This is a genomic window from Klebsiella sp. D5A, from assembly GCF_001620885.1.
Taxonomy (GTDB): domain Bacteria; phylum Pseudomonadota; class Gammaproteobacteria; order Enterobacterales; family Enterobacteriaceae; genus Klebsiella; species Klebsiella variicola.
Map to the genome: position 1 here is coordinate 123,274 of NZ_LOAR01000010.1, position 22,210 is coordinate 145,483.

At 55.7% G+C, this 22,210-nt stretch carries 17 protein-coding genes and 2 pseudogenes; 9 read left to right on the forward strand and 10 right to left on the reverse strand.

Going from position 1 to position 22,210, the window contains the following annotated elements; genetic code table 11:
• Positions 1 to 115 precede the first annotated feature (115 nt).
• Together AS136_RS16285 and AS136_RS16290 are read right to left on the reverse strand one after the other, a co-directional pair.
• Positions 116 to 598 carry a group I truncated hemoglobin gene (locus AS136_RS16285; protein ID WP_008804888.1) on the reverse strand — a complete coding sequence of 161 codons (483 nt, stop codon included), beginning with the start codon at positions 596 to 598 and terminating at the stop codon, positions 116 to 118.
• Positions 599 to 658: 60 nt separating this feature from the next.
• The gene (locus AS136_RS16290) at positions 659 to 1,552 is read right to left on the reverse strand and encodes a transporter (protein ID WP_063266850.1); all 894 of its coding nucleotides are present in this window, start codon (positions 1,550 to 1,552) and stop codon (positions 659 to 661) included.
• A 408-nt stretch (positions 1,553 to 1,960) separates the two neighbouring features.
• Here AS136_RS16290 and AS136_RS16295 point away from each other — a divergent pair, with 408 nt between their 5' ends.
• A complete protein-coding gene (locus AS136_RS16295) occupies positions 1,961 to 2,914 on the forward strand; it encodes a helix-turn-helix domain-containing protein (RefSeq protein WP_063266868.1) in 954 nt (317 codons plus the stop codon).
• Here AS136_RS16295 and AS136_RS16300 read toward each other — a convergent pair.
• From AS136_RS16300 to AS136_RS16315, 4 genes are all read right to left on the reverse strand, one after another.
• A complete protein-coding gene (locus AS136_RS16300; protein ID WP_063266851.1) occupies positions 2,850 to 5,975 on the reverse strand; it encodes an efflux RND transporter permease subunit in 3,126 nt (1,041 codons plus the stop codon). The genes AS136_RS16295 and AS136_RS16300 overlap by 65 nt on opposite strands.
• Positions 5,972 to 7,120, reverse strand: coding sequence for an efflux RND transporter periplasmic adaptor subunit (locus AS136_RS16305; protein WP_012968228.1), 1,149 nt, complete (start codon positions 7,118 to 7,120; stop codon positions 5,972 to 5,974). The genes AS136_RS16300 and AS136_RS16305 overlap by 4 nt, the downstream gene beginning before the upstream one ends.
• Positions 7,121 to 7,198: 78 nt before the next feature.
• Positions 7,199 to 8,395 carry a sensor histidine kinase gene (locus AS136_RS16310; RefSeq protein WP_063266852.1) on the reverse strand — a complete coding sequence of 399 codons (1,197 nt, stop codon included), beginning with the start codon at positions 8,393 to 8,395 and terminating at the stop codon, positions 7,199 to 7,201.
• A complete protein-coding gene (locus AS136_RS16315; RefSeq protein WP_012968226.1) occupies positions 8,392 to 9,087 on the reverse strand; it encodes a response regulator in 696 nt (231 codons plus the stop codon). The genes AS136_RS16310 and AS136_RS16315 overlap by 4 nt, the downstream gene beginning before the upstream one ends.
• A gap of 124 nt (positions 9,088 to 9,211) precedes the next feature.
• Here AS136_RS16315 and AS136_RS16320 point away from each other — a divergent pair, with 124 nt between their 5' ends.
• From AS136_RS16320 to AS136_RS16345, 8 genes and pseudogenes are all read left to right on the forward strand, one after another.
• Positions 9,212 to 9,997: a MipA/OmpV family protein gene (locus AS136_RS16320; RefSeq protein ID WP_063266853.1), complete on the forward strand. Its 786-nt coding sequence runs from the start codon at positions 9,212 to 9,214 to the stop codon at positions 9,995 to 9,997.
• A gap of 197 nt (positions 9,998 to 10,194) precedes the next feature.
• Positions 10,195 to 11,175, forward strand: coding sequence for a GlxA family transcriptional regulator (locus AS136_RS16325; protein ID WP_012541721.1), 981 nt, complete (start codon positions 10,195 to 10,197; stop codon positions 11,173 to 11,175).
• A gap of 77 nt (positions 11,176 to 11,252) precedes the next feature.
• Entirely contained in the window at positions 11,253 to 12,263 is a 1,011-nt protein-coding gene (gene gap, locus AS136_RS16330) for a type I glyceraldehyde-3-phosphate dehydrogenase (protein ID WP_063266854.1), read from the forward strand.
• A 607-nt stretch (positions 12,264 to 12,870) separates the two neighbouring features.
• Positions 12,871 to 13,134: pseudogene (locus tag AS136_RS29365) on the forward strand (ISNCY family transposase); the annotation flags it as partial.
• Positions 13,125 to 13,433, forward strand: a pseudogene (locus AS136_RS29020) (ISNCY family transposase); the annotation flags it as partial. The pseudogenes AS136_RS29365 and AS136_RS29020, both read left to right, overlap by 10 nt.
• Positions 13,434 to 13,553: 120 nt before the next feature.
• Positions 13,554 to 14,009 (forward strand): MarR family winged helix-turn-helix transcriptional regulator, encoded by a 456-nt coding sequence (locus tag AS136_RS16335; protein ID WP_008804876.1) that lies wholly within the window; start codon positions 13,554 to 13,556, stop codon positions 14,007 to 14,009.
• Positions 14,010 to 14,024: 15 nt separating this feature from the next.
• Positions 14,025 to 15,203 (forward strand): efflux RND transporter periplasmic adaptor subunit, encoded by a 1,179-nt coding sequence (locus tag AS136_RS16340; RefSeq protein ID WP_022065822.1) that lies wholly within the window; start codon positions 14,025 to 14,027, stop codon positions 15,201 to 15,203.
• 10 nt (positions 15,204 to 15,213) lie between these two features.
• Positions 15,214 to 16,752: a DHA2 family efflux MFS transporter permease subunit gene (locus AS136_RS16345; RefSeq protein WP_012968223.1), complete on the forward strand. Its 1,539-nt coding sequence runs from the start codon at positions 15,214 to 15,216 to the stop codon at positions 16,750 to 16,752.
• Between the two features lie 185 nt (positions 16,753 to 16,937).
• On the opposite strand, the gene AS136_RS16350 is transcribed toward AS136_RS16345, so the two are convergent.
• The 4 genes from AS136_RS16350 to AS136_RS16365 are packed head-to-tail and all read right to left on the reverse strand — an operon-like array spanning position 16,938 to position 22,014.
• Positions 16,938 to 18,611: a dipeptide ABC transporter ATP-binding protein gene (locus tag AS136_RS16350; RefSeq protein WP_012968222.1), complete on the reverse strand. Its 1,674-nt coding sequence runs from the start codon at positions 18,609 to 18,611 to the stop codon at positions 16,938 to 16,940.
• On the reverse strand, positions 18,608 to 19,471 hold the full coding sequence (locus AS136_RS16355) for an ABC transporter permease (protein WP_077265727.1): 864 nt from the start codon (positions 19,469 to 19,471) through the stop codon (positions 18,608 to 18,610). Before AS136_RS16355 ends, AS136_RS16350 begins: the two co-directional genes overlap by 4 nt.
• A complete protein-coding gene (locus tag AS136_RS16360; protein WP_008804871.1) occupies positions 19,464 to 20,426 on the reverse strand; it encodes an ABC transporter permease in 963 nt (320 codons plus the stop codon). The genes AS136_RS16355 and AS136_RS16360 overlap by 8 nt, the downstream gene beginning before the upstream one ends.
• Positions 20,404 to 22,014 carry an ABC transporter substrate-binding protein gene (locus AS136_RS16365; RefSeq protein ID WP_008804870.1) on the reverse strand — a complete coding sequence of 537 codons (1,611 nt, stop codon included), beginning with the start codon at positions 22,012 to 22,014 and terminating at the stop codon, positions 20,404 to 20,406. Before AS136_RS16365 ends, AS136_RS16360 begins: the two co-directional genes overlap by 23 nt.
• Positions 22,015 to 22,210 lie beyond the last annotated feature (196 nt).

The window sequence follows — 22,210 nt, forward strand, 5'->3', positions numbered from 1 at the left end:
TTGCCAATGCAACCTGCCTTCAACATAAGCCCGAAATGTCATCACTACATGGTTGTGCAGGTCAGTCATTTGGCTGAGACGGACACCCGCCTGTTGCGCGGATGTCCGTCCTCGGTTAAGACGGTTTATCTGTTTTCGGCCAGTGAATGCCGACGCTTTTCATCCCTTTGGTGACGTCCATGTCAGGGTGCGCGAGTACCACATCCCGGTATGAAGGGCTGCCGATGACGGCGGGTTTGAACTGGGTCAGGAATGCGGTAACCTCTTCACGGATATCCTGCGGAACGTTGAAGTTCTCGTAGCATTCATCAATAGCCTCGAATACGGCTTTCCAGTGCACTTCGGTCAGCCCCATTCCGCGGTGTGCGGTCACCATATCTCGTCCCCGGTAGACCGTGTTGCCGCCCCAGTGCTTGCACAGAAAATCGACAAAGTTGATATGCTCTTTCTGGAACGACGATTCGGATACGTGCGCCCAGATATGGCCGATATCGGGATGTTTCATACAGGTCTTCAACACTTCTCCTGCGAAAGCGTAAACGGCGTCATAACCACCGAGACGTTCATAAAGTGTGGGTTTTTGCTGCTGATCGGTCATGATGGATTTCTCCGTTGCGGGTGAGTAGTGAGTCTGGGGATGTCTCTGTGCCGATTCGCATCAGAACAGTTTCATCACGCGCAGGGTGGTATGTAGATCTTCCTTAAAACCGCCATCGACGTTGAGGTCGCGCTGGAGCAGACCCTGTACCTGCACCGTGGGGGTGACGAATTTCGATAATTCCAGCCTGACCTGATCGACGCGCGTCGCCTGTTCGTTCTCGATACCGTCAAGCTGCTGTTTGCCGCCCCAGTATTGGGAATAACCGGCGGCCAGGGTCCAGCTCTTATCGGCGGGCGGCGTCCAGGTCACCCAGCCCTGAAACTGATAGGTGTTGTCCTGCTTGAGTCGACCGGTGCCGATGCCCGAGGCGTCGTCGTTGACGCCATACCACATCACGTCCGTGGAAAGTTGGGTGGCGAAACCGTTACCCAGCTGCTGCACGCCGCCGAGCTGAAGGTCGAACTTCCAGCGATTTTCACCGACGTTTAGCGTGCGTCCGGCGTCGTAGGAGCCCGCGGGGAGGTACAGGTAAGGCACAATGGCAAAGGTTGTGCTGGGGTTGTTGACCAGCCAGACCGGCGCGGCAAGGATGGGATCGCCCAGGCCGCTGGCTGAATCAAGTCGAACGCCGTTTAGTGAGCCATTGTAAAGGCGTCCGTAAGGCAGCAGCACTTGCGGCGCAACCGTAAAGCCACCGACGTCCATGTAGTGAACGTAACGAAAGATGCTGACGAAGGAGTCGAGCCCGGTCTCTTGCTTAAGTTCACCGCCCCCGGTGGGGGTGAAGCTATCTCTCGTCGCGTAGGTGAAATATCCCAGAACGGCATCGGTGCCGGCGGGGGCGGGAATGAGGTCCTGCGAATTGAGATCGACCGCATGGGCCGGGCCGGTTGCCAGCCACAGTGTGCAGGCGGCCAGGCTGGTGCGAAACGTAGCGTTACTGAAAGTCATGACGTTCCCCCTCTTGTCTGATGTCGTGTTATGTCCGGAGCACGGTGTGGCCGGAAGACCTTACGCTTACTGATACTAGGGAGAAATTTGCGGCGTACTTGCTTCAGCAGGACAGTCGTTTGGCTGGAAGGGACATTCGGTTGCGGGCCTGCCCCTCGTCGTGTGATGGTCCGCCATAGTGCAGACGCCGCACGTTTAGGGTGCGGTTCCACGTTTTGTCGTTCCGCTATTCGACGCCCTATATGCCAGCAGAAAAGGGGGGGCGCGGATTTTCAGTGATAGTTCCCGGTAACTTAGCGCCGATCGGCGTAACTGAAAGAGGGTGTATTAGCTCGTTGGCATGATAGTTGCTGTCTGCGGAAACGTTTCTGTCGTTTTGGCGGAATTCCCGGCGCGAGGTGAATGATGATGAATAGCATGCAGTCTGCGGGCAGTCTCCACTATTCAACCGTTGGCGTTACCGAGTCGCGCCGCTTCGAGTACTGGAACGACGTAGTGTTACGCCACTGTATTCCAGCCGCCAGCGCCCCTCTGGCTGGGGTCGACTTTGATGCACAGCTGACGGTACGTGGAGTGGGTCTGGTGGATATGTGTTCACTGTCCGCGCCGCTACACAGTTGGGATCGCACGGCCCGTTATTTGCGCCAGGGCCCCGACGACGATCTGTGGTTGGGGTATATGCAGGATGGATACGGTCAGCTTGAACAGGGGGGACGCAAGGCGACGCTGGCAGCGGACAGTCTGGTGCTCTACGATGCCGCCCAGACATTCCGCTTCAGTCTTGGCGGGCGCGATAATCATTTGGTGCGGATCCCCCGCCATTTGCTGAGCTGTCATTTACCGGGGGTCGAACACCTCACCGCGATGGTGCTCGACGACCGCCGCCCGGGCGTGATCCCATTGCGCGAAATGCTGCGTCAGGCGGCAGCGATGCCCGCCTGTCTGAACACAGCGGATATCTCCGGCCGCTTCTCCCAGACGTTGCTGGATCTACTGGTACTGAGCCTGGAGCTACAGGACCTGAACAACGTTGGTGTTGAGCGCGATCTGTATTCCCGGATGATGAACTACATCCGGCGGCAACTTGTCGATCCCGATTTGAACATCGAAAGCCTGGCACGGGCGCACCACGTTTCCGTTCGCACCGTCACGCGTGCTTTCGCCCGCCATAAAAAAACGCCGATGGCAGTGATTTGGCAGGAGAGGCTGCAGGCGAGCCGAGAGGCTATCGAACGCGGACGAGTCAGTAGCGTGTCCCAGGCGGCGCTGGATTTCGGCTTCTCTGATTTCTCTCATTTCAGCCATGCCTTCCGCAAAGCCTTCGGCATTTCTCCTCGCTCTCTGCTGCCGAAGAAGCAGTAAACTCGCCTGAGGACGTCATTCTCAGGTGTAACAACAGGCTAAACGATGCCGGTAATACGGTCAGTGTAACCAGCGTGGCAACCAGTAGTCCCCCGATAATCGCATAGGCCATCGGTCCCCAGAATACCTGATGAGAGATGGGGATCATTCCCAGAATGGCGGCACAGGCAGTCAGGCAGATGGGGCGCGCACGATGCTCTGCGGCCGCAATAATGGCGGCATCGCTTGCCATCCCCTGAGCAAGGTTGCTGTCAACCTCGCTAATCAGTATGACGGCGTTACGAATGATCATGCCAGCGAGCGCAATCACGCCAAGAAGAGCGACAAATCCCATTGGTGTTCCGCCAGGCAACATAGCCAGCACGATACCCGGTAAACCAAACGGGGCCATCAGTATAGCCAACGCCATACGGGAATAGTTGCGCAACTGGAGCATCAACAGCAAGAGTATGATGACCAGTGTCACCGGCAGAATCGCATAGACCGAACTATTACCTTTTTCAGACTCAGCAACCGCGCCCCCTTCTTCAATGCTGTAGCCTTCAGGCAGTTCCGCGCGCAACCTGTCTACCGCAGGTCGCAACGCTGCGGATACTGCTTCGGCGCGAAGTCCCGGGGCGAGGTCAGTTTGCACGGTGATGAAAGGCAAACGCTGTCGACGCCAGATAACCGGATCATCCACGCCCCAGACTGGCGTGGCAAAGGCGCTGAGGGGAATTTGTTTACCGTCATTCCCCTGAATAGTCAGCGAAGAGAAGGTGGCAAGGTTAAGACGCTCATTGTCCCTGGCCCGGAGCACCACATCGACAAGGCGGTCATTATCGCGAACCGACGTGACTATACTGCCGGACCAGACGGTATTGAGCATCCGGGCCAGACTTTCTGACGACACGCCCGCAGCCCGGGCTGCGGTCTGATTGACCTTGAGGGTAATGACTCTCTCCGGTTCGCCTGCCGTCTGATTAACCTCGCGAGAGGAGGGGGACCGGCCAATGACATCGCTCAGGCGGTTCGCGATCGACCTGACCTTCAGATAATCTGGCCCACTCACCCGGTATTTGACTGGCCAGCCGACGGGAGGCCCAAGTTCCAGGGGCGATACGCGCGTGATGATGTCGCTAAAGCGCGTAGCCAGTATCCTGTTTAACTGCCGATGAAGACGATCCCGCGCTTTAAGATCTTTAGCCACCACCACCATCTGGGCGATATTTTCATTTGCCAGAAGCACATCCATAGGCAGGTAAAAACGGATCGCTCCCGACCCAACGTATGTCGAAAAGCGCTCAACGTTGCGGTTGCCTGCCAGGGCCTTCTCCAGCTTTTCAGCCGTATTTTGCGTTTCCGACTGCGAGGCATTTGCCGGTAGCGTCAGGCTTACCAGCAATTCTGGCCTGTCGGAGGCGGGGAAAAACTCCCCCTGCATAAAGGTTGTTCCGTAAACGGACAGACCAAGCGCAATGAGAGCAAGACACACGGTGGCGAAGCGGTGACGCAACGCCTTGCGCAGTAGCCACTGGTATCCGCGGGCCATCCGTCCAGGACCTTTCGCCTTCTGTCTGATGTTGTCAGATAACAGCCACGTCCCGGTTAACGGTGAAAACAGGATCGCGACAACCCATGAGCACAGCAGGGCGATGAGCACCACGGCAAACAGGGAAAAGCAATATTCACCGGCGCTGGACGCAGCAAATCCCACGGGAATAAACCCGGCAATCATCACAAGGGTGCCCGTCAGCATCGGAAATGCGGTCGTTTTAAAAGCCCGGGTCGCCGCCTGCCGGCGGGAATCCCCGGCTTCCAGACCAGAGACCATGGTTTCCACGGTGATCATGGCGTCATCGACCAGCAGACCCAGCGCGATAATCAATGCGCCGAGAGAAATACGCTGCAGACCTATTCCTGCCAGCATCATTCCCGTAAAGGTCATGGCCAGAACCAGTGGGATGGCCGCAGCCACTACCAGTCCGGCTCGTAAACCCAGAGAGACAAACGAAACGGCCAGGACGATCGCCACGGCTTCGATAAGCACCCGGATAAACCCGCTTACGGCGTCGCTGACCACCGCTGATTGATCGGCAACCTTGACCATCTCAATACCGTGCGGCAGCGTGACGCTGATGGCCTGCATTTTTGCATTCAGCGCGGCGCCGAAACGCAGCATATTACCGGTCGGCGCCATCGAGATAGCCAGCCCGATGGCGGGTTTGCCGTTGACCCGGTAAACCGGCTGGGGAGGCTCGGCGTTTTCCCGACTAACGGTGGCAATATCCGTCAGAGGAAGGTAACGATCGTTAATATGCAGCGTGACGGCACGTAAGCTCGCTTCAGAAGTCAGTTCCCCGCTGACCTTTATCGCCATATTTTTCTGTCCGGTGCGGATCATACCTGCCGGGACAACCGCATTTTGTGCTCTGAGGGCATCCGCTACCTGCTGGATGTTCAACCCCATACCTGCCAGACGCGCTGGAGAAAAAGAGAGAACTATCTGTTCCTGCTGCTCACCCAGCAGGCTGGTTTTTCCGATATCCGGTAACGACATGAGTTCCCGGCGGATTGTCTCAACACGGTCCCGGACCTCCCGCAGGGTATAGCCCTCAGGTATAAAGCCATAGATCGTACCGTACGTGTCATCAAACTCGTCGTCGACGGCGGGGCCCTGAACGCCTTCTGGCAAAGAGGGGGCAATATCCTGCATTTTCTTACGTACCTGATACCAGATATCCGGCACCTTTTGCGGCGGGGTATCGTCACGAAGATTGACATGAATAACGGAGCTCCCGGCGCGGGTCTCACTTTCGAGATAATCAAGCCAGGGGGTTTCCTGCAGCTTTTTTTCCAGCGTATCGGTCAGCAGTCGGGTGGTATCCGTTACGGATGCCCCGGGCCATTGCGCAGAAACAACGGCCGTTTTAATCGTAAACGCCGGATCTTCGTTACGTGGCAGGTTCTCATAACAGAACGCGCCCATAGCAATGATCAGCAGCATGAAGAAACTGACCATCTGCTGATGATTTAGCGCCCAGGAGGACAGGTTAAATTTCTCATTCAATACGGGTTTCATGATTCGCACTCCCCGGCAATCACCGGCTCGCCGGAGCGTAATTTACTCACGCCGGCGGTAATCACCCGGTCGCCTGGTTCAAGGCCGCCGGAGATAATGACCGAGGTGGCGGTATAGTATGCTGGTACCACCACGCGAAGCTGCGCCTGCGACTGTGGGTTAATCACATAAACCGCCGGTTTGTCGTCGACGCGGCTCAGCGCTGAAGCGGGAAGGGCGTATCCATGCGGACCCGTTGCGGGTAACGTGACGGTGACGCTGGCGCCCAGCGCCATTGCCAGCGGTGGGTTTTGCAGGGTAGCCCTGACGCGCCATGTGCGGGTCTGAGGATCGGCCTGCGGGCTAATATCTCTTACCGCGGCGGACGCTTGCACCGACGGGTCGCTGAGGAGGGAAACTCGCAAGCCAGCCTGTTCCTGTGGCGGGATCGCCTCGGGTTTAGCGATATCAAACACCACATCGCGGGCTTCACCGGTCGCCAGCGTCAATACCGACTGACCACCATTGACCACCTGACCCGCGGAGGCGCTTACTTCGGTGATCACGCCGCTTCGCGGCGCAATCAGACGCGTCCAGCCAAGGCTTTCCCGGGCATTACGCAACGCGGACTCGCTGTTTTTTAAACGCGCGCGGGCGACAAGCCAGTCTGCGCGGGCGGTATCGAGCTGCGTGCGGGCAATCGCGCCTGTTGGCATAAGCTTTTGCATTCGGTTGACGTTAAGTGCAGCAACCTGAGCAGAGGCTTTGGCTCCTTCATAATCAGCCTGTGCGCCATCGAGCTGATTCTGACTGGTTGTATTTTCAAGCGTGGCCAGCAGTTGCCCTGCATTGACCCGATCGCCAATATCGACGCTACGCGTCACTATCCGGCCGCCGGTACGAAAGCTCAGAATCGTTTCATCGTGCGCATGGATCTCTCCGGTTCTTTCCAGCGCGGGAAGGGTTTGCGCTGAGCCAACAACAACGTAGCGCACCGTTCGCACAGGATCAGTCGTATTACCCTGGTTGTCCCCGCATCCGGGCAGCAGAAAAATCACTACCGAAAGAATGGTCAGGGGGAGAAAGTGCAGCCAGGAAAGGGTGCGCGCCACGTCGTACAAATGGTGCAGACTGTGGCGGAGGGAGAGTAAAAATTCATCTGACATAACGCCGCTCCATAAAGGTGATGGCGTTATTAAATGCGCGCTTAGTCGAGAAAGATTCGACGTTTCGTCAAGGTATTATCAAGAGCGGCTATTTTCCATCTCAGACGACGTCCAGGGTAACAAAAGGGTGACTGCGAGTCCGCCGGTTTCAGGTAACGACGCGCTGATACTGCCACCATGGGCCTGACAAATCGCGCGAGCAATCGACAAACCGAGACCGCTGCCGCCGGAGTGGCGGGCACGCGACTGCTCCTCCCGGCTAAAACGGTTGAACATTTCCGGCAGGAACTGGGAGGATACCCCCGGACCGTCATCGCGAAATTCGAGGCAATATTGCCCGCTGGCGTAGTGCAGCGTGACATCAAGATGGCCGCCATCACGCCCGTAACGGAGGGCATTTTCCATAAGAATGGTGAAAACCTGGCCCATACGGAACGTATCGCCTTTGAAGGGACACACCTGAGAATGATGAAGCCTGATGGCAAAACGATGTGCATCAGCCTGGGGCATGATCCATGTCGCCCGTTCCTTAAGCAGCTCATCCAGACGAAAGGGTTCGTTTTCCAGAACCAAATTCCCGGCATCAGACAGCGAGAGCAGATGAAGTTCATCGGTCAGGCGATTCAGGTGCTGAAGCTGTTTCATTACCATGGCCAGTTGTTCCGGGCTGGCATCAAACACGCCATCCAGCATGCCCTGCAAACGTCCGATAGCGGCAGTCAGGGGGGAGCGAAGCTCATGCGCCATGGCCACATGAGAGGTACGTAACTCTTTTTCATAGCGGGCCAGTTTTACCGTCATGGTGTTAAAGTCACTGGCAAAGCTGACCATTTCAGCCGGCGCATTCCTGATGAACTCTGCCTGGCGGCCAAATTGCCCTTCGGCGACGTCCTTTGCCGCATCACGCAGTCGGCTGAACTGCAGCGCCAGTGGCCTGGCATATCGCAATCCCATCACCACAATAAAAGGGATCATGACCAGGACCAGTAACGCCACGGTGACCCAGTCCGCCGAGGCGATGGATGGGGTTGAATAACTCAACCCCCACCAGGTATCGACGATTTGATGGAAGCGCGCCGGGTTCGCCTGCGGGTTCTGGCTGAGCGCAAGAAACTCTTGTCGGACCGATGCCGGCATTCTGCCTATGTTCCAGTAATTCTGCACCGCATAACGTAGCCACATACAGGTCGCAATGACAATTACGCTTCCGATGGCCAGCGCTAATATACGTGCGCAAATCCAGCGCCACAGGGAGGAGTAGCGGGTTTTTGTCATGGTTGTCTGAACCTGTAGCCTACGCCGCGAACGTTAACCAGCACGCCGGAAATACCCGCCGCCTCGAGTTTTTTACGCAGGTTATAAATATGGGTATCCACCACGCGCTCCAGGGCTTCACTTTCCGGCAAACAGTGCTCAAGTAAATGCTGGCGGGAAAAAGGACGTGAAGGAGAGCGCATAAGCGTGGTCAGTAGTGAAAATTCGGTTGGGGTCAGATCCAACGTACGCGGTGTGGTGTCCCCGTCGACAATGCTCGCCACGATGGCCGTAACATTCACTTCAAGCGATTGCCAGCGAAGGATCTCTTCCTTTGTTTCTGTTTGATTGCTGCGGCGCAGTACCGCCTGCACCCGAGCCACAACTTCTCCCGGATGGTAAGGCTTAACAACATAATCATCAGCGCCATAGCGCAAGGCGCCAATACGATCGGGTGTATCTCCCATGGCGGTGACCATGATCACCGGAACATCATTTTTACGGCGCAGGCCAGCCAGGACTTCGGTGCCGTTAAGCCCCGGAAGCATCACATCCAGCAGGATCAGATCGGGTTTCCACCGGTGCGCCATATCCAGCCCGGAAAGACCGTCTCCGGTAATGACGACATCGTAATTTTCACGGCGTAAGTAGGCTTCGAGCACGCCAGCCGCATCGGCGTCATCTTCAATAATCAGCACTCTTCTGGACAACATCCATTCACCTTGACCGTTTCTTAACACTATCCCGACGATTCATTGATTTTGCCAAATCATACTGCGCCAACATTTTGTGGCAGCTCCTGCCTCAGGAGAAGCCGGCGTCTGTGAGGAGAACAGTATGATAGCGATAAAAAAAGCCCTGTATATGACCGTACCGCTTTTGACGGCCATGACATCCTGCGTACAAGCAAATGATGACACTTCCTCCGGCACCTTCACCATTGGGCTGGGAGGCCACTACACTCCGCGATATTCAGGTTCAGACAAGCAGGTATGGCAGGTGGTTCCTGTACTTCAGGGGCGTAACGGCGCATTTTTTATTGATACGCAGAAAGGGGTGGGATATGACCTGCAGAACGCCAGCGGCTGGTACTTCGAACATACGCTGGGATACGATCTGGGAAGGGCGGATAAAAACGCCAGCTGGCGGGCAGGGGCAAATAATCTGAAAGGGATGGGAGACATTGACGCCTCCCTGAACACGGCCCTTGCCGTCGGCTGGCAGGCGCTTTCGTGGCTCAGTGTTGAAGGTAAAGCGACGCTGCCTTTAACGGACAGCCAGGGGGTAAGCTACCAGGCATCCTTGACGTTGCTCCCTGTACAAACTGACCAGGACACGGTCGCCTTTCAGACGGCGGCCCTGTTTGGCGACAACCGTTACCTGAATACCTGGTATGGGGTGGATCCGCAGCAGAGCCAGCGCTCAGGTTATAGCCGCTATTCAGCACCGGGGGGATTTTATGGCATAGACAACAGTCTGACCTGGAGTCACCAGTTTGATGCCCACTGGGGCACGCTCCTGAGCGCTGACTATACCTGGCTTGGGGAGCATGCAAATGAGAGCCCGATCGTGTTACGACGTAACGAGGCGGCACTGACAGCAGCTGTCATCTGGACATTTTAGGGCGGAGAAAGCGCGGCGTGCGGTTTGTCGGGAAAGGTTAACATTGAGTGAGTCGGCATTGTTTGGCAGATACGGAACCCACTCTTTCCGAGCCTTCAGATTTTTACATCCATCGGAATCCAGTGCTCTCGACAGTAAAATTTATTCTTTGAGTTTGTCGTGTTGACTTATTCTGTAAAAAGATTACTTTTCATGACATGAAAAAGATACTTATTATTGTACCCGATGGCGGCATGCTGTTTGAATCCGCCGGTATTGCTGACATTTTGATGCAGGCCAACCGCCTGCACCCGGAAGGTGCCCGGGAAATCTGCTACCAGGTCAAGCTAGCGACAACTCAACCGCATCAGGTTATCCATGGTCAGTCCGGTTTAAATCTTCTGGCCGATCATCGCCTGCATGAGATTGACCCGCGTGAACCCCGCGATACCATCATGATTACCGGCAGAGGTCAAAACCCGCAGGAAGGGATGGCGGTGGTTGACTGGCTGCGCCTTGCCGCTCCCCATGCCCGCCGCATAGCCTCCATTTGCGGCGGTGCGATGCTGCTGGCGCAAACTGGACTGCTGGACGGCAGACGGGCCACTACCCACTGGAAACTGCTGGAAACCATGCAGGCGGAATTCCCGCAGGTCCGCGTCGAGGGCGGGCCGCTCTATATTCAGGACGAACATATCTGGACCTCTGGCGGGGTCAGTTCCGGCTTTGATCTTACGCTGGCGCTGGTTGAAGAAGATTACGGCTTCAGCCTGGCGCGCGATATTGCCCAGGACTTCGTCATGTATCTGCGTCGCCCCGGAGGCCAGCTACAGTTTAGCCGCTATAACCTGCAGCAGACCACCTCACAGGGCCCGATTAACGATCTGCTGGCGTGGTTGCTCGAAAACCTCACCGCCGACCTCAGCGTAGATAAGCTGGCGGAAAAAGTCGCCATGAGTCCGCGAAATTTCACCCGCGTCTTTACCCGGGAAACCGGCGCTTCCCCGGCGCGCTACGTCGCGGAAGCCCGCCTGGCCGCCGCACGGCAGCGTTTGGAGCAGACTAACGAGACGCTGGATCGTATCGCCGAGCAAACGGGATTTGGCAGCAGCATTAACCTGCGACGATTGTTTGAAAAACAGCTTAACCTCACTCCAGGTGAATATCGTCAACGATTTCACTGCCGTAAAATGGCGTAAAGTGATCCTTTTTTGTCATTTACGCCACAACCTATCCGTCCTAATCTGACTCCAGAGATATAGATAAGGAGTCAATTATGGTAAAGGTCGGTATTAACGGTTTTGGCCGTATCGGACGCAATGTACTGCGCGCAGCACTGGATAATCCGGATATTCAAATTGTGGCAATCAACGATTTGACGGACAGCAAAACGCTGGCGCATCTGCTGAAATATGACTCGCTGCTCGGTAAGCTGGATGCAGAGGTCACCGCTGGTGAAGGGGGGCTTGTTGTTGATGGTAAACCCATTACCGTATTCAGTGAACGCAACCCGGCGAGTATTCCGTGGCGTCAGCGTGAAGTCGACATTGTTATTGAGGCTACAGGATTATTCACTGACCGTGAAAAGGCGGCTGTACATATCCACAGCGGTGGTGCGAAGCGCGTGATTATCTCTGCCCCTGGTAAAAACGATGATTTAACCATTGTGATGGGCGTTAATGAGAGTCTCTACTCCCCGGATAAACACTACGTGATAAGCAACGGAAGCTGCACCAAAAATGGTCTTGCACCTGCTGCGCAGGTCCTGCACCAGCATTTCGGTATTAAACATGGTCTGATGAACACCACCCATGCCTACACCAACAGCCAGGCGCTGCACGATCAGCCGGAAAAAGATCTGCGCGGGGCTCGCGCCGCAGCATTGTCGATTGTTCCTTACTCCAGCGGCGCAGCGAAGGCTCTGGGTAAAGTTATTCCTGAGCTGGATGGCCGTTTAACGGGCTACTCGCTACGCGTCCCTGTGCCGGTGGTGTCCATTGTTGACCTGACCGTCACGCTTGAGCGAGATGTGACGGTCGAAGAGGTGAACAATGCTTTTCGCGAAGCCGCCGCAAAGGGACCTTTGAAAGGGATTCTGGGTTATAGCGATGAACCGCTCGTCTCCAGCGATTACCAGGGAGACCCACGCTCGTCTATTATCGACGGCCTATCAACGCTGGTGATTGGCGGTAATATGGTCAAAATTCTGGCGTGGTACGACAATGAATGGGGATTCTCTAATCGTCTCGTTGACCTGGCATTGATGATGGCAAAGCGTGAAAGCTAACCCACTGTGCGTTTTATTCATCTGTAAAAGTATACGCAATTCAGCTGGATGAATAGTGGCCACAAAGGATAACGAGTATCATTCATAGATTAAACATAACAAATCTATTTGACCGCGATATAAAAGCATAAATGCCCGAGAGAGCATTTATGCTTTCGGTGAAGAACGGAGTTGCGATATGTTGTGGCCAGGTGCTCCCTGGTGGTAGCTAATCAACGCAAACTATTAGATACAAGGGAAAGGGCAGTTGCGATAGAACCTGTCAACATGGAAGCCGGCTGCGTTGGGCGAAGGTGCTATTTATCTTCAGTACACCATTCAACTTCAGCTGGCGCTTCTGTTTATGGACACGATTGGAACTCGCCATTCGAGTGCGTAAACGATGCTGGCGCCTTTTTGAGAATCACGTCTGTGGCTGATAAAGGCCTGGTTGATACACAGGAGAAGAGGCTGTAGTGGGCGAAGTGATTGTTAAAAGCCATACGACGTTATTGAGTAAGACAATGCATTTAACATAATATACATTATGCGCACTCATATTGTGGTGGCTAAGTTGTTAGGTTTTCTCCTGGATAAGTACTCGTAGATTCAGCATCGATAGATTCTGATGACGGCTCATGCGGCGGAGTTTTTTGCTTTGGATAAAGTTAACCGACTCAAAGTTATTAGGACGTTATCGTTCGACGTCTGACTACACTTGATGGCCACACAGCGCCTGAGCATATCTGACAGCCTGTTCCGATGCCTTCTGTCGCGTTACCGTGAATCTGGCCCGCTGGGTATGGCTAGCCGTCGTCGTTGAAAACCCAGCAATAACCAACGACCTGATGGTCTTGCCCGGTACGTACTCAATATTATCCGCTTGAGATATCTGACAGACACTGCCGACGGTTGTTGGAGCGCTATCGTGAACATGGGCCGCTTTCACTTGTTAACCGTCGTCGTGGCCAGCCTGGCAACCGGCAACTCATGCCGGGCCTCGCTGAACGAGCACTGCGTACTATCCGCGAACATTACGCTGATTTTGGTCCGACAGTACGCCAGCTGATGACACCGACTGGTTTAGGGAACCCTGGCAAATTACGGCCGCGCGTACATCAATCTCGCCTGCGTCGGGCCTGTACCACAGAGCGCATCCAAATTGATGTCTGCGGGCATCACGGGTTCGAGTGATCGTAATACGCTTATCGCCCTCCTCCATTTGTCAATATGTGTGCTTTCTGTTGACCTAATTTGACAATTGGTGACCAGGCAGTAATTATCATGTTAATTACTGACCAGGCAGCTATCATGAATACCCCAATCGACTCTTCCCATAAAAACCTGCATCTGGGTTTGCTGTTCCATCTGGCAAACCAGTTTAAGGACCTGCTTATCGGCCATTACTTTGCCGACAGCGGCATTACCGCACCGCAATTTAAGGTATTGATTAATATATTTAAAGGTAATACCAGCCCGGCAGAAATCTGCAAGAGCCTGCAGATGGATACCGGGGCAATGAGCCGTATGGTTGCACGTATGGTGAAGAACGACCTGGTCGAGCGCCGCCCGAATCCGCACGACAAGCGCCAGGTGATCCTGGCCCTGACGGCAAAAGGTCAGACGCTGTGCAATACGTTTCAGAATGAAGCACTGAATACCATCCTCGCGGACTTAACGGCGCGTCTGACGCCCGAAGAATCCCGGCAGCTCGCAGATATTCTTATCAAAATGCTGCCCGATGAATTCACGGCCCCCCATCGCTAATTAAGGTCACCGGTTATGTCTATGGAAAATAACGCGCCTCCCTCTGATAAGCGCCCAGGCAAGCGTACAAGAAACTTCGCCATTTTATTACTGATCCTGATCCTCGCGGCAGGAGGCTGTCTGGCCTGGTATCTGCTTTACGCCCGCTATTACGAGAGCACCGACGATGCTTACGTCAACGGAAATCAGGTCACCCTGACACCGCAAATCACCGGTACCGTGACTCAGGTGACCGTGGATGAAGGCGATTATGTCGAAAAAGGCCAGCCCCTGGTTCTGCTGGACCCAAGCGATACCGCCATCGCCCTGCAGCAGGCTGAAGCCAATCTCGCCAGCACAGTGCGTCAGGTGCGTGGTCTCTATAGCACTGCCGACAACTACCGTGCGCAAGTTGCTGCCAAAAAAGTAGCCCTGCAAACAGCGAAAAGTGACTATGTGCGCCGGGAAAAAATTGTCAGTTCCGGCGCCATTGCGGTGGAAGATCTGGCGCACTACCGTGATGCCGTGACCAGCGCGCAAAGCGATTTACTGGCTGCAGAGCAAGCGCTCAAAACCAATCAGGCGATGGTTGATGACACCGTGGTGGATAACCATCCTGAAGTCAAAACCGCCGTTGCGACGCTGCGCCAACGCTATCTCGATAACTCCCGCAGCACCATTGTTGCGCCCGTCAGTGGTTACGTCGCTAAACGTGCTGTGCAGCTCGGGATGCGTGTCACCTCCGGCACCACGCTGCTTGCCATCGTGCCGCTGAATGAAGTGTGGGTGGATGCCAACTTTAAAGAGAGCCAAATGCAGGACATGCGTATTGGGCAAAAAGTAGAGCTGAATGCGGATCTCTATGGCGATAACGTGAAATATCACGGCACCATCGAAAGTCTCGGCATTGGTACCGGTAGCGCATTCTCACTGTTGCCAGCCCAGAACGCCAGCGGCAACTGGATCAAAATCGTCCAACGCCTGCCGGTACGCATCACGCTTGATCCACATGACATGCAGAAGCATCCGCTGCGTGTGGGTCTGTCGATGAACGCTGAGGTGGATATCCGCAATCAGGGTGGTCACCTTCTGCCACAAAAAACCGTCGAACAGCCGCGATTCCGTACCGATGTGTATGAAACGCCAATGGAAGCAGCCGATAAACTGGTGGCGAAAATCCTTCATGACAACACCAGCGCTGTAGCCCAGCGCTAAGAGAGAAGCTATGTCAGAGCCGAAGGCAGCCTTTACGCCCCCCAGCCTGTTCCTGGCGACGCTTGCCCTGTCGCTGGCGACCTTTATGCAGGTGCTGGACTCCACCATCGCCAACGTGGCGCTGCCGACAATCTCCGGCAACCTGGGCGTTAGCGCCGATCAGGGGACATGGGTTATCACCTCTTTTGCGGTGTGTAACGCTATTGCTCTACCGTTGACAGGCTGGTTTACCCGCCGATTCGGGCAGTTGCGGTTGTTTATCGCCTCGGTGATGTTCTTTACCCTGACGTCATTTCTGTGCGGCTTCGCCCACAGCATGACGGAGCTCATCATCTTCCGTGCGCTGCAGGGCTTTTTCGCCGGGCCGATGTTCCCGATGTGTCAGACGCTGTTGCTGGTTATCTTCCCGCCGATGAAACGCAGCATGGCGCTGGCGCTGCTGTCGATGGTGACCGTGGTGGCGCCTATCGTGGGGCCTATCACCGGCGGCTGGCTTACCGATAACTACTCCTGGCCGTGGATCTTCTACATCAACGTGCCGATTGGGATTTTCGCCTCCATCGTGGTCTGGTCGCAGCTGCGCATGCGTGAAGAAACAACGCAGTCATCGCCTGTCGACTATATTGGCATCGCGCTGTTGGTGCTTGGCGTGGGCCTGCTGCAGGTGGTGCTGGATAAGGGCAACGACGAAGACTGGTTCTCTTCTACGCCCATTATCGTGATGTCTATTGTCTCGGCGATCAGCCTGATTTGCTTTGTGATATGGGAGCTGGACGAACGTCACCCGATTGTGAACCTGCGGCTGTTCAAAGACCGCAACTTCGCCATCGGCACGTTGGCGCTGATGCTGGGCTATGCCGCGTTCTTTGCCATCAACATTATTCTGCCGCAGTGGTTGCAGACCCAGATGGGCTACACGGCTATCTGGGCCGGTCTCGCCGCTGCGCCGATGGGCTTCTTACCACTGGTGCTGACGCCAGTCATCGGACGTTACGCCACCAAAGTGGATTTGCGAATTTTATGCTCAGTGTCATTCCTGACAATGGGGGCATCCTGTCTGATGCGCGCGCAGTTCAATACTGACGTGGATTTCCGCACCATCGCCAGCGTGCAGATGTTTATGGGGATTGGCGTGGCCTTCTTCTTCATGCCGCTGACCACCATTGTGCTGTCGAATCTGCACGGTAACGAAGTGGCGGAAGGCTCAGGACTGGCCACGTTCTTTCGCGTACTCGGCGGCTCCTTTGCCTCATCGTTAACCACATGGATCTGGCAGCGCCGTGAAGTTTTCCACCACGCGAATCTGACCGAGAGCGTGACACAGTACAACCCAGCGGCTATGGATTACGTAAATAAGATGGGTGGCCCGACGCAGCAGCATCTTGCGATGATTGACCAGGTGGTTACCCAGCAGGCCTACATGATGTCGACAATCGACTATTTCTGGGTGCTCGGCTGGGGTTTTATGGCGCTGATTATCATCATCTGGTTCACCCGCCCGCCGTTCGTGAAATCGGGTATGCCAGGCGCCCCCGCAGCAGGTCACTAAACTGAAATTCACACAGGCAAACTTCGCTGAACGAGCACTGTGTACGGATGGCTCTATCGAGCGCCGGGCCAGTGGCTCTTCCCTGCCCTATATCACGCAAGACCGCCTGGAATGGGCTCTGGAGATGATAAGAGCGTTGAATAACATTGACCCCATTTCTGATAACGGTGTTTAACGTTTACTGCTCAGTTATATCGCAACGGCGTCTGCCCAACAGCTGATAACAATTGTCGAGTCCACGGGTGGCGTGGCGCCCGAAAAATTTGATCCACACTGCCGCTTTCGACTACCTCGCCGTCTTTCATCACCGCAATACGATGACTCATATGCTGCACCACGCCCAGATCATGAGAGATAAACAGCATTGACAGATGCAAACGGCGTTGCAGCGCTACCAGCAAATCCAACACTTGCGCCTGGGTGGTGACATCCAGCGCCGACACCGGCTCGTCGCAAATCAGAATATCCGGCTCGCAGGCCAGGGCCTGGGCGATGGCGATACGTTGCCGCTGCCCACCGGAAAGCGTGGCCGGACGTCGCGTCAGCAGATCAGGACTTAAACCAACCAGCGCCAGCAACGCCTGCGCACGTGACAACCGGTCCGCGGCTGTGAGCGTCGTATGCAGGCGCAGAGGCTGTTGCAGCAATTGCGCCACGTTATATTGCGGATTAAATGAACCCAGCGGATCCTGCACAATCGTCTGGATACGCGACCGCAACGGCTGCCGCTGACGTTCTGTCAGCCTGCTCCATGGTTGCCCAGCGAGAAGGATCTCGCCCTGTTGCGGTGCCTGCAGCGCCAGCGCCAGTTTGCCTAGCGTGGTCTTCCCGCTACCGGATTCGCCCACAATGCCCAGCGTTTCGCCCTGCGCGACCTCTAACGTCACCTGATTGACGGCCTGCAAGCGACGGCCATCCGGCAGAACATACGCCAGTGATACGTTATCGGCAGCCAGCACGGGTGTGGTGCTGTCAGTACTGATGTTCTCCCGCACTACCGTTTGACCCAGCGGATCGTTTCCTGTTAACCACGTCCCACGCGTACCGGCAGAGGGAATGGCCGCCAGCAGACGGCGGGTATAAGGGTGTTGCGGCGCATGCAGCACCTGTCGCACCTTGCCGCTCTCCACTGCTTTGCCCTGCCGCATCACCACCACACGGTCGGCAATATCCGCCACCACCGATAAATCATGGGTGATCAGCAGCACGCCATGCCCGGCATCCGCCAGGGCCCTGAATACATTCAAAACTTGTTTTTGTACGGTGGCGTCCAGCGCGGTAGTAGGTTCATCGGCAATGAGTAATCGCGGCCCCGCCGCAAGCGCCGACGCGATGAGCGCTCGTTGGCGCAAGCCACCGGAGAGTTCATGTGCGTACTGCGCCATCCGGTTATGCGGATCGGGGATGCCGGTTTGCGTTAACAGCTCCGCCACGCGTTCGCGAACTGCCGCCCCCCGTTCCAGGCGGTGCGTCAACAACGGCTCCGCGACTTCCTGACCAATCCGGCGCAGCGGGTCAAGCGAGGTCAGTGCATCCTGCAAAACAAAACCAATTTCGCGCCCGCGTAGTTGCTGCCAACGGCGGGCATCGCACGCCAGTAAATTCTGCGACAGGCCATCGTGCCCATGCAATATCAGGGACTCGGCGCGAACAGCCGCCCCTGCCCCCGCCAGCCCGACTAGCGTCCGGGCCGTGACGGATTTACCCGAACCGGACTCGCCTACCAAAGCCAGGACTTCACCGGCATGCACGTCAAACGATAAGGCGTTAACCGCCTCAATCAGCCCCTGCGGCGAGGGGAAGCTGACGCTCAGTTGCGCCACCTGTAACAGCGGTTGCTGGAAGGTCTCTGAAGTCATGCGATCCCGCCTTTGGCAATAAGGGTTTGAACACGTCGGCCCAGCAGCGTAATGGCAATCACCGACAGCGCGACAACGCTGGCGGGCAGCAGGCTGACCCATGGGGCGCTATCGAGAAAATTACGTCCCTCAGAGAGCAATGCGCCCCACTCCGCCGTCGGCGGAGTCACCCCAAGTCCAAGGAAACTGAGGGCCGAGGCGGATAATATGGAATACCCTATCCCCACCGTTGCCAGTACCAGCAGCGGGCGCAGCGTATTGGGCACAATATGGCGCAAAATAATCACCATTGGCGGCTCTCCCAACGCCACCGCATGCTGCACATACCCCGATAACCTGACCTGCAACACTTGCGCGCGCACCAGCCTGGCATAGCCAGCAATGCCGGCCAGTCCGACCGCCAGCAGGGTATTCTCTGGCCCACGCCCCAACACCGTGATAGCCAGCAGCGCCAACAGCAAATCGGGGAACGCCAGCATAATGTCCAGTAGCCGTACGAGTAACTGCCGTACCGCCCTGGGTGCAAGACCTGCCAGTGTCCCCAGCACAATACCGCCCGCGCTGGCAATCAGGGTCGCGCCGACCCCAATGCACAGCGACAGCGAGGTGCCATACACCACGCGGGTAAACACATCACGCCCCAACTGGTCAGTACCGAACCAGTGTCTGAGGTCCGGCGGCTGCAAAATCGCGCTGAAATCCATCTGTTCGGGGGTGTACGGCGTGAATAGCGATGGAAAAAACACCGCCACCACGAGCAGTAGCACCAGTAACAACGGAATGCTGGTACCCGGCGCCAGCCACGGGTTACGATAGTGCCCCCCGTCGCGGCGGGCCACCCGCAGTAAAAGATCACTCATCAGCATGCCCTCGCAGACGTAGACGGGGATCGATCAGTAAATAAAGGGTATCAATCAGCAGGTTAATCACCACAAACAACAGCGCGGAGAACATCACCACCCCCAGCACCAGGGGCATGTCTCGGTTCTCAATCGCACCGAGAGTGATTTGCCCCAGCCCCGCCCGACCAAATACTGTTTCGGTCAGAATTGAGCCGCCTAATACGCTGGCCAGCAGCGTCCCCGTCAGCGTCGACACCGCCAGCGAGGCATGGCGCAACGCATGCCGTAAGCGCAGCGCAGTTTCACTCACCCCTCGCGTACGCACGGTCATGGCGAACGGCTGCGAAAGCGCCTCCTCCAGCCCATCACGCAGCACCTGGCTGAGTGTCGCAGCCAGCGGCAGGCTGAGCGTCACCACCGGCAGCACAAGGGCGATCCAGCCATCGTTACCGGTCACCGGAAACCATTGCAGTTTGAAACTGAAGATGCTCAACAACACGATACCGATCCAGTACACCGGTGTGCTAAGCAGCATCAGCTCCAACCCGGCAAGCAGAGACCGCAGACGCGGATGACGTCCGGCTGTCAGTAATGCGTTAAATACCGCCAGTACCAGTGCCAGCGCCAGAGCGCTGACGGCCAGCGGCACCGTCTCTTTCAACGCTGCGCTAATCACCTGCACAACAGGCTGGCGATACTGATAACTCACGCCAAGGTTGCCCGTCAGCGCCTCGCCACAGTAGCGCAAATATTGCCACCACAGTGGCTTATCCAGGCCGAACTGGCGGGTCAGTGTCTCGCGAAAACTATCATCCACAACGCTGTTGGCGCTGCCTATCAGAATTGCCACAGGATCGCCGGGGATCAGTTTTACCGCAACAAAGGTCAGCGTTGCCGCACCCCACAGCACGGCGAAAATGGTCAGCAGGCGCTTGCCTGCTGCCAGCAGCTTAGCGTTGGATCCAGACATCATAGAAATTCGGCTTCGCGTTCGTGGCCCAGCTAATGCCCTGCACCTGTTTGGCTTTCCCTAACTGATATGCCGGGATGTAAATTGGCACCGCCCAGGCCTGATCGATAATCTGGTGCTGGATGGCATAGTAGATGCGTTTACGCTCGGCTTCGCTGGCACCGACAGCGGTTTCCAGTTGGCTATCCAGCGCTTTAACGCGGCTGAAGTTGTTCCCCTTCGGCGGAATATAATTGGAATGGAAAACGGTACGCAGGATGTCCGGCTCCGGGCGAACAAAATAGTTCGAGATAATGTCGTACTGGTTAGCCGCCGTGCGGCTGCTGAGAATGCCTGAATCCACCGGATCGAGTTTCAGTTCAAAACCGGCTTGTTTTACCTGGTATTGAATTGCCTGGAACAGCGTCACGTCAGCGGCTTCGACATCGTTTGAAGAATAGGTAAATTGCACAGTCAGGCGTTTACCCTCCTTGACCCGGTAGCCTTCGCTATCGGTTTGCTGCCAGCCGGCTTCATCCAGAAGACGGCGGGCTTTTTGCAGATCAAAACCCCACTGGCTGGCAATGGCCGGATCGTAATCCAGCGTAGCGGGTCCAAGAATATTGTCGGCAGGTTTCAGGATGCCAAAGAACGCGGCTTTAACGGCAGTGGTGCGATCGATGGCGCTCTGGAAGGCCTGCCGCACTTTCAGGTCGCTGAAGATCCCTGTGTCGCTATTCAAATAAAGGACGCGTGGAACGCCGGGGTTTTCCCTGGTGATCACATCCAGCTTCGGGTTATTTTTTACCTGCGCATAATTCACCGGCGGAATGGCATCGATCACCTGTACCTGCCCGCTATTCAGCGCGCCAAGCCGCACCGCCGACTCCGGCAGGTACTTAAATTCGATCTTATCCAGCCATGCCGGGCCTTTATGGGTGGCATAGCCCGGGCCCCAGTTGTAATCGGCGCGCTTGCTGAGTTTACTCCCGCTGCCTTTGACAAACGATTCGAGGATAAAGGGACCAGAACCGACCACGGTATTGCTGGTATTCGCCGTTTTCTGCAGATAAGCCGGTGACTGAATACCGAGATACGGCAAGCTCAGCCCCTGCAGCAACGGTGCGAAAGGCGTTTTATAGCGGATCACCACGGTGTACTCATCTGGCGTAGTGATCGCGTCAATCGGCCCCAACAACGATTTGGAGTAACTGGAGGTGGTTTTCGGATCGAGTATGCGTTCAAAGTTATATTTTACCGCCGCAGCATCCAGTTTCGTGCCATCACTAAAAGTCACATCCTTGCGAAGATGGAAGGTGTATTCGCGGTTATTGTTTTTAATTTCCCAGCGTTCCGCCAGCCATGGTGTAAAGCTGTTATCTTCCGCCTGGCCGACCAAAGAATCCACCACGTTACGCGTAACCAGAGCGGTGACAGAATAAGCGGTAATAGAGGGGTCAATAATCGGGGTATCGCTGCCCAGAGCGACCGTCAGCACACCCCCCGCGACAGGTTTATCCTGTGCGTGAGTGGTGAAGCTGGCAGTAAGCGTTAGCGCGGAAAGCAGACTGATGCGCAATAAACTGTTCTGTGAATAAATGCTTCGTTTCATCCCTTTTCCTTGGCCTGGTTTTTGTTAAATATCTGGCAATTAAAGTCCATTGTAGGGGGAGAGCCGCCGTCGAGTAACGATGGATAATTTATATCTATTTCTGAAAATAGCTTTTACTTCAGGGGGAGGAAAAGAAAAAAAGAGCCCCCGAGCTACAGGCTCCAAATAAAATAATATAAACTCTCTACCGCCATTA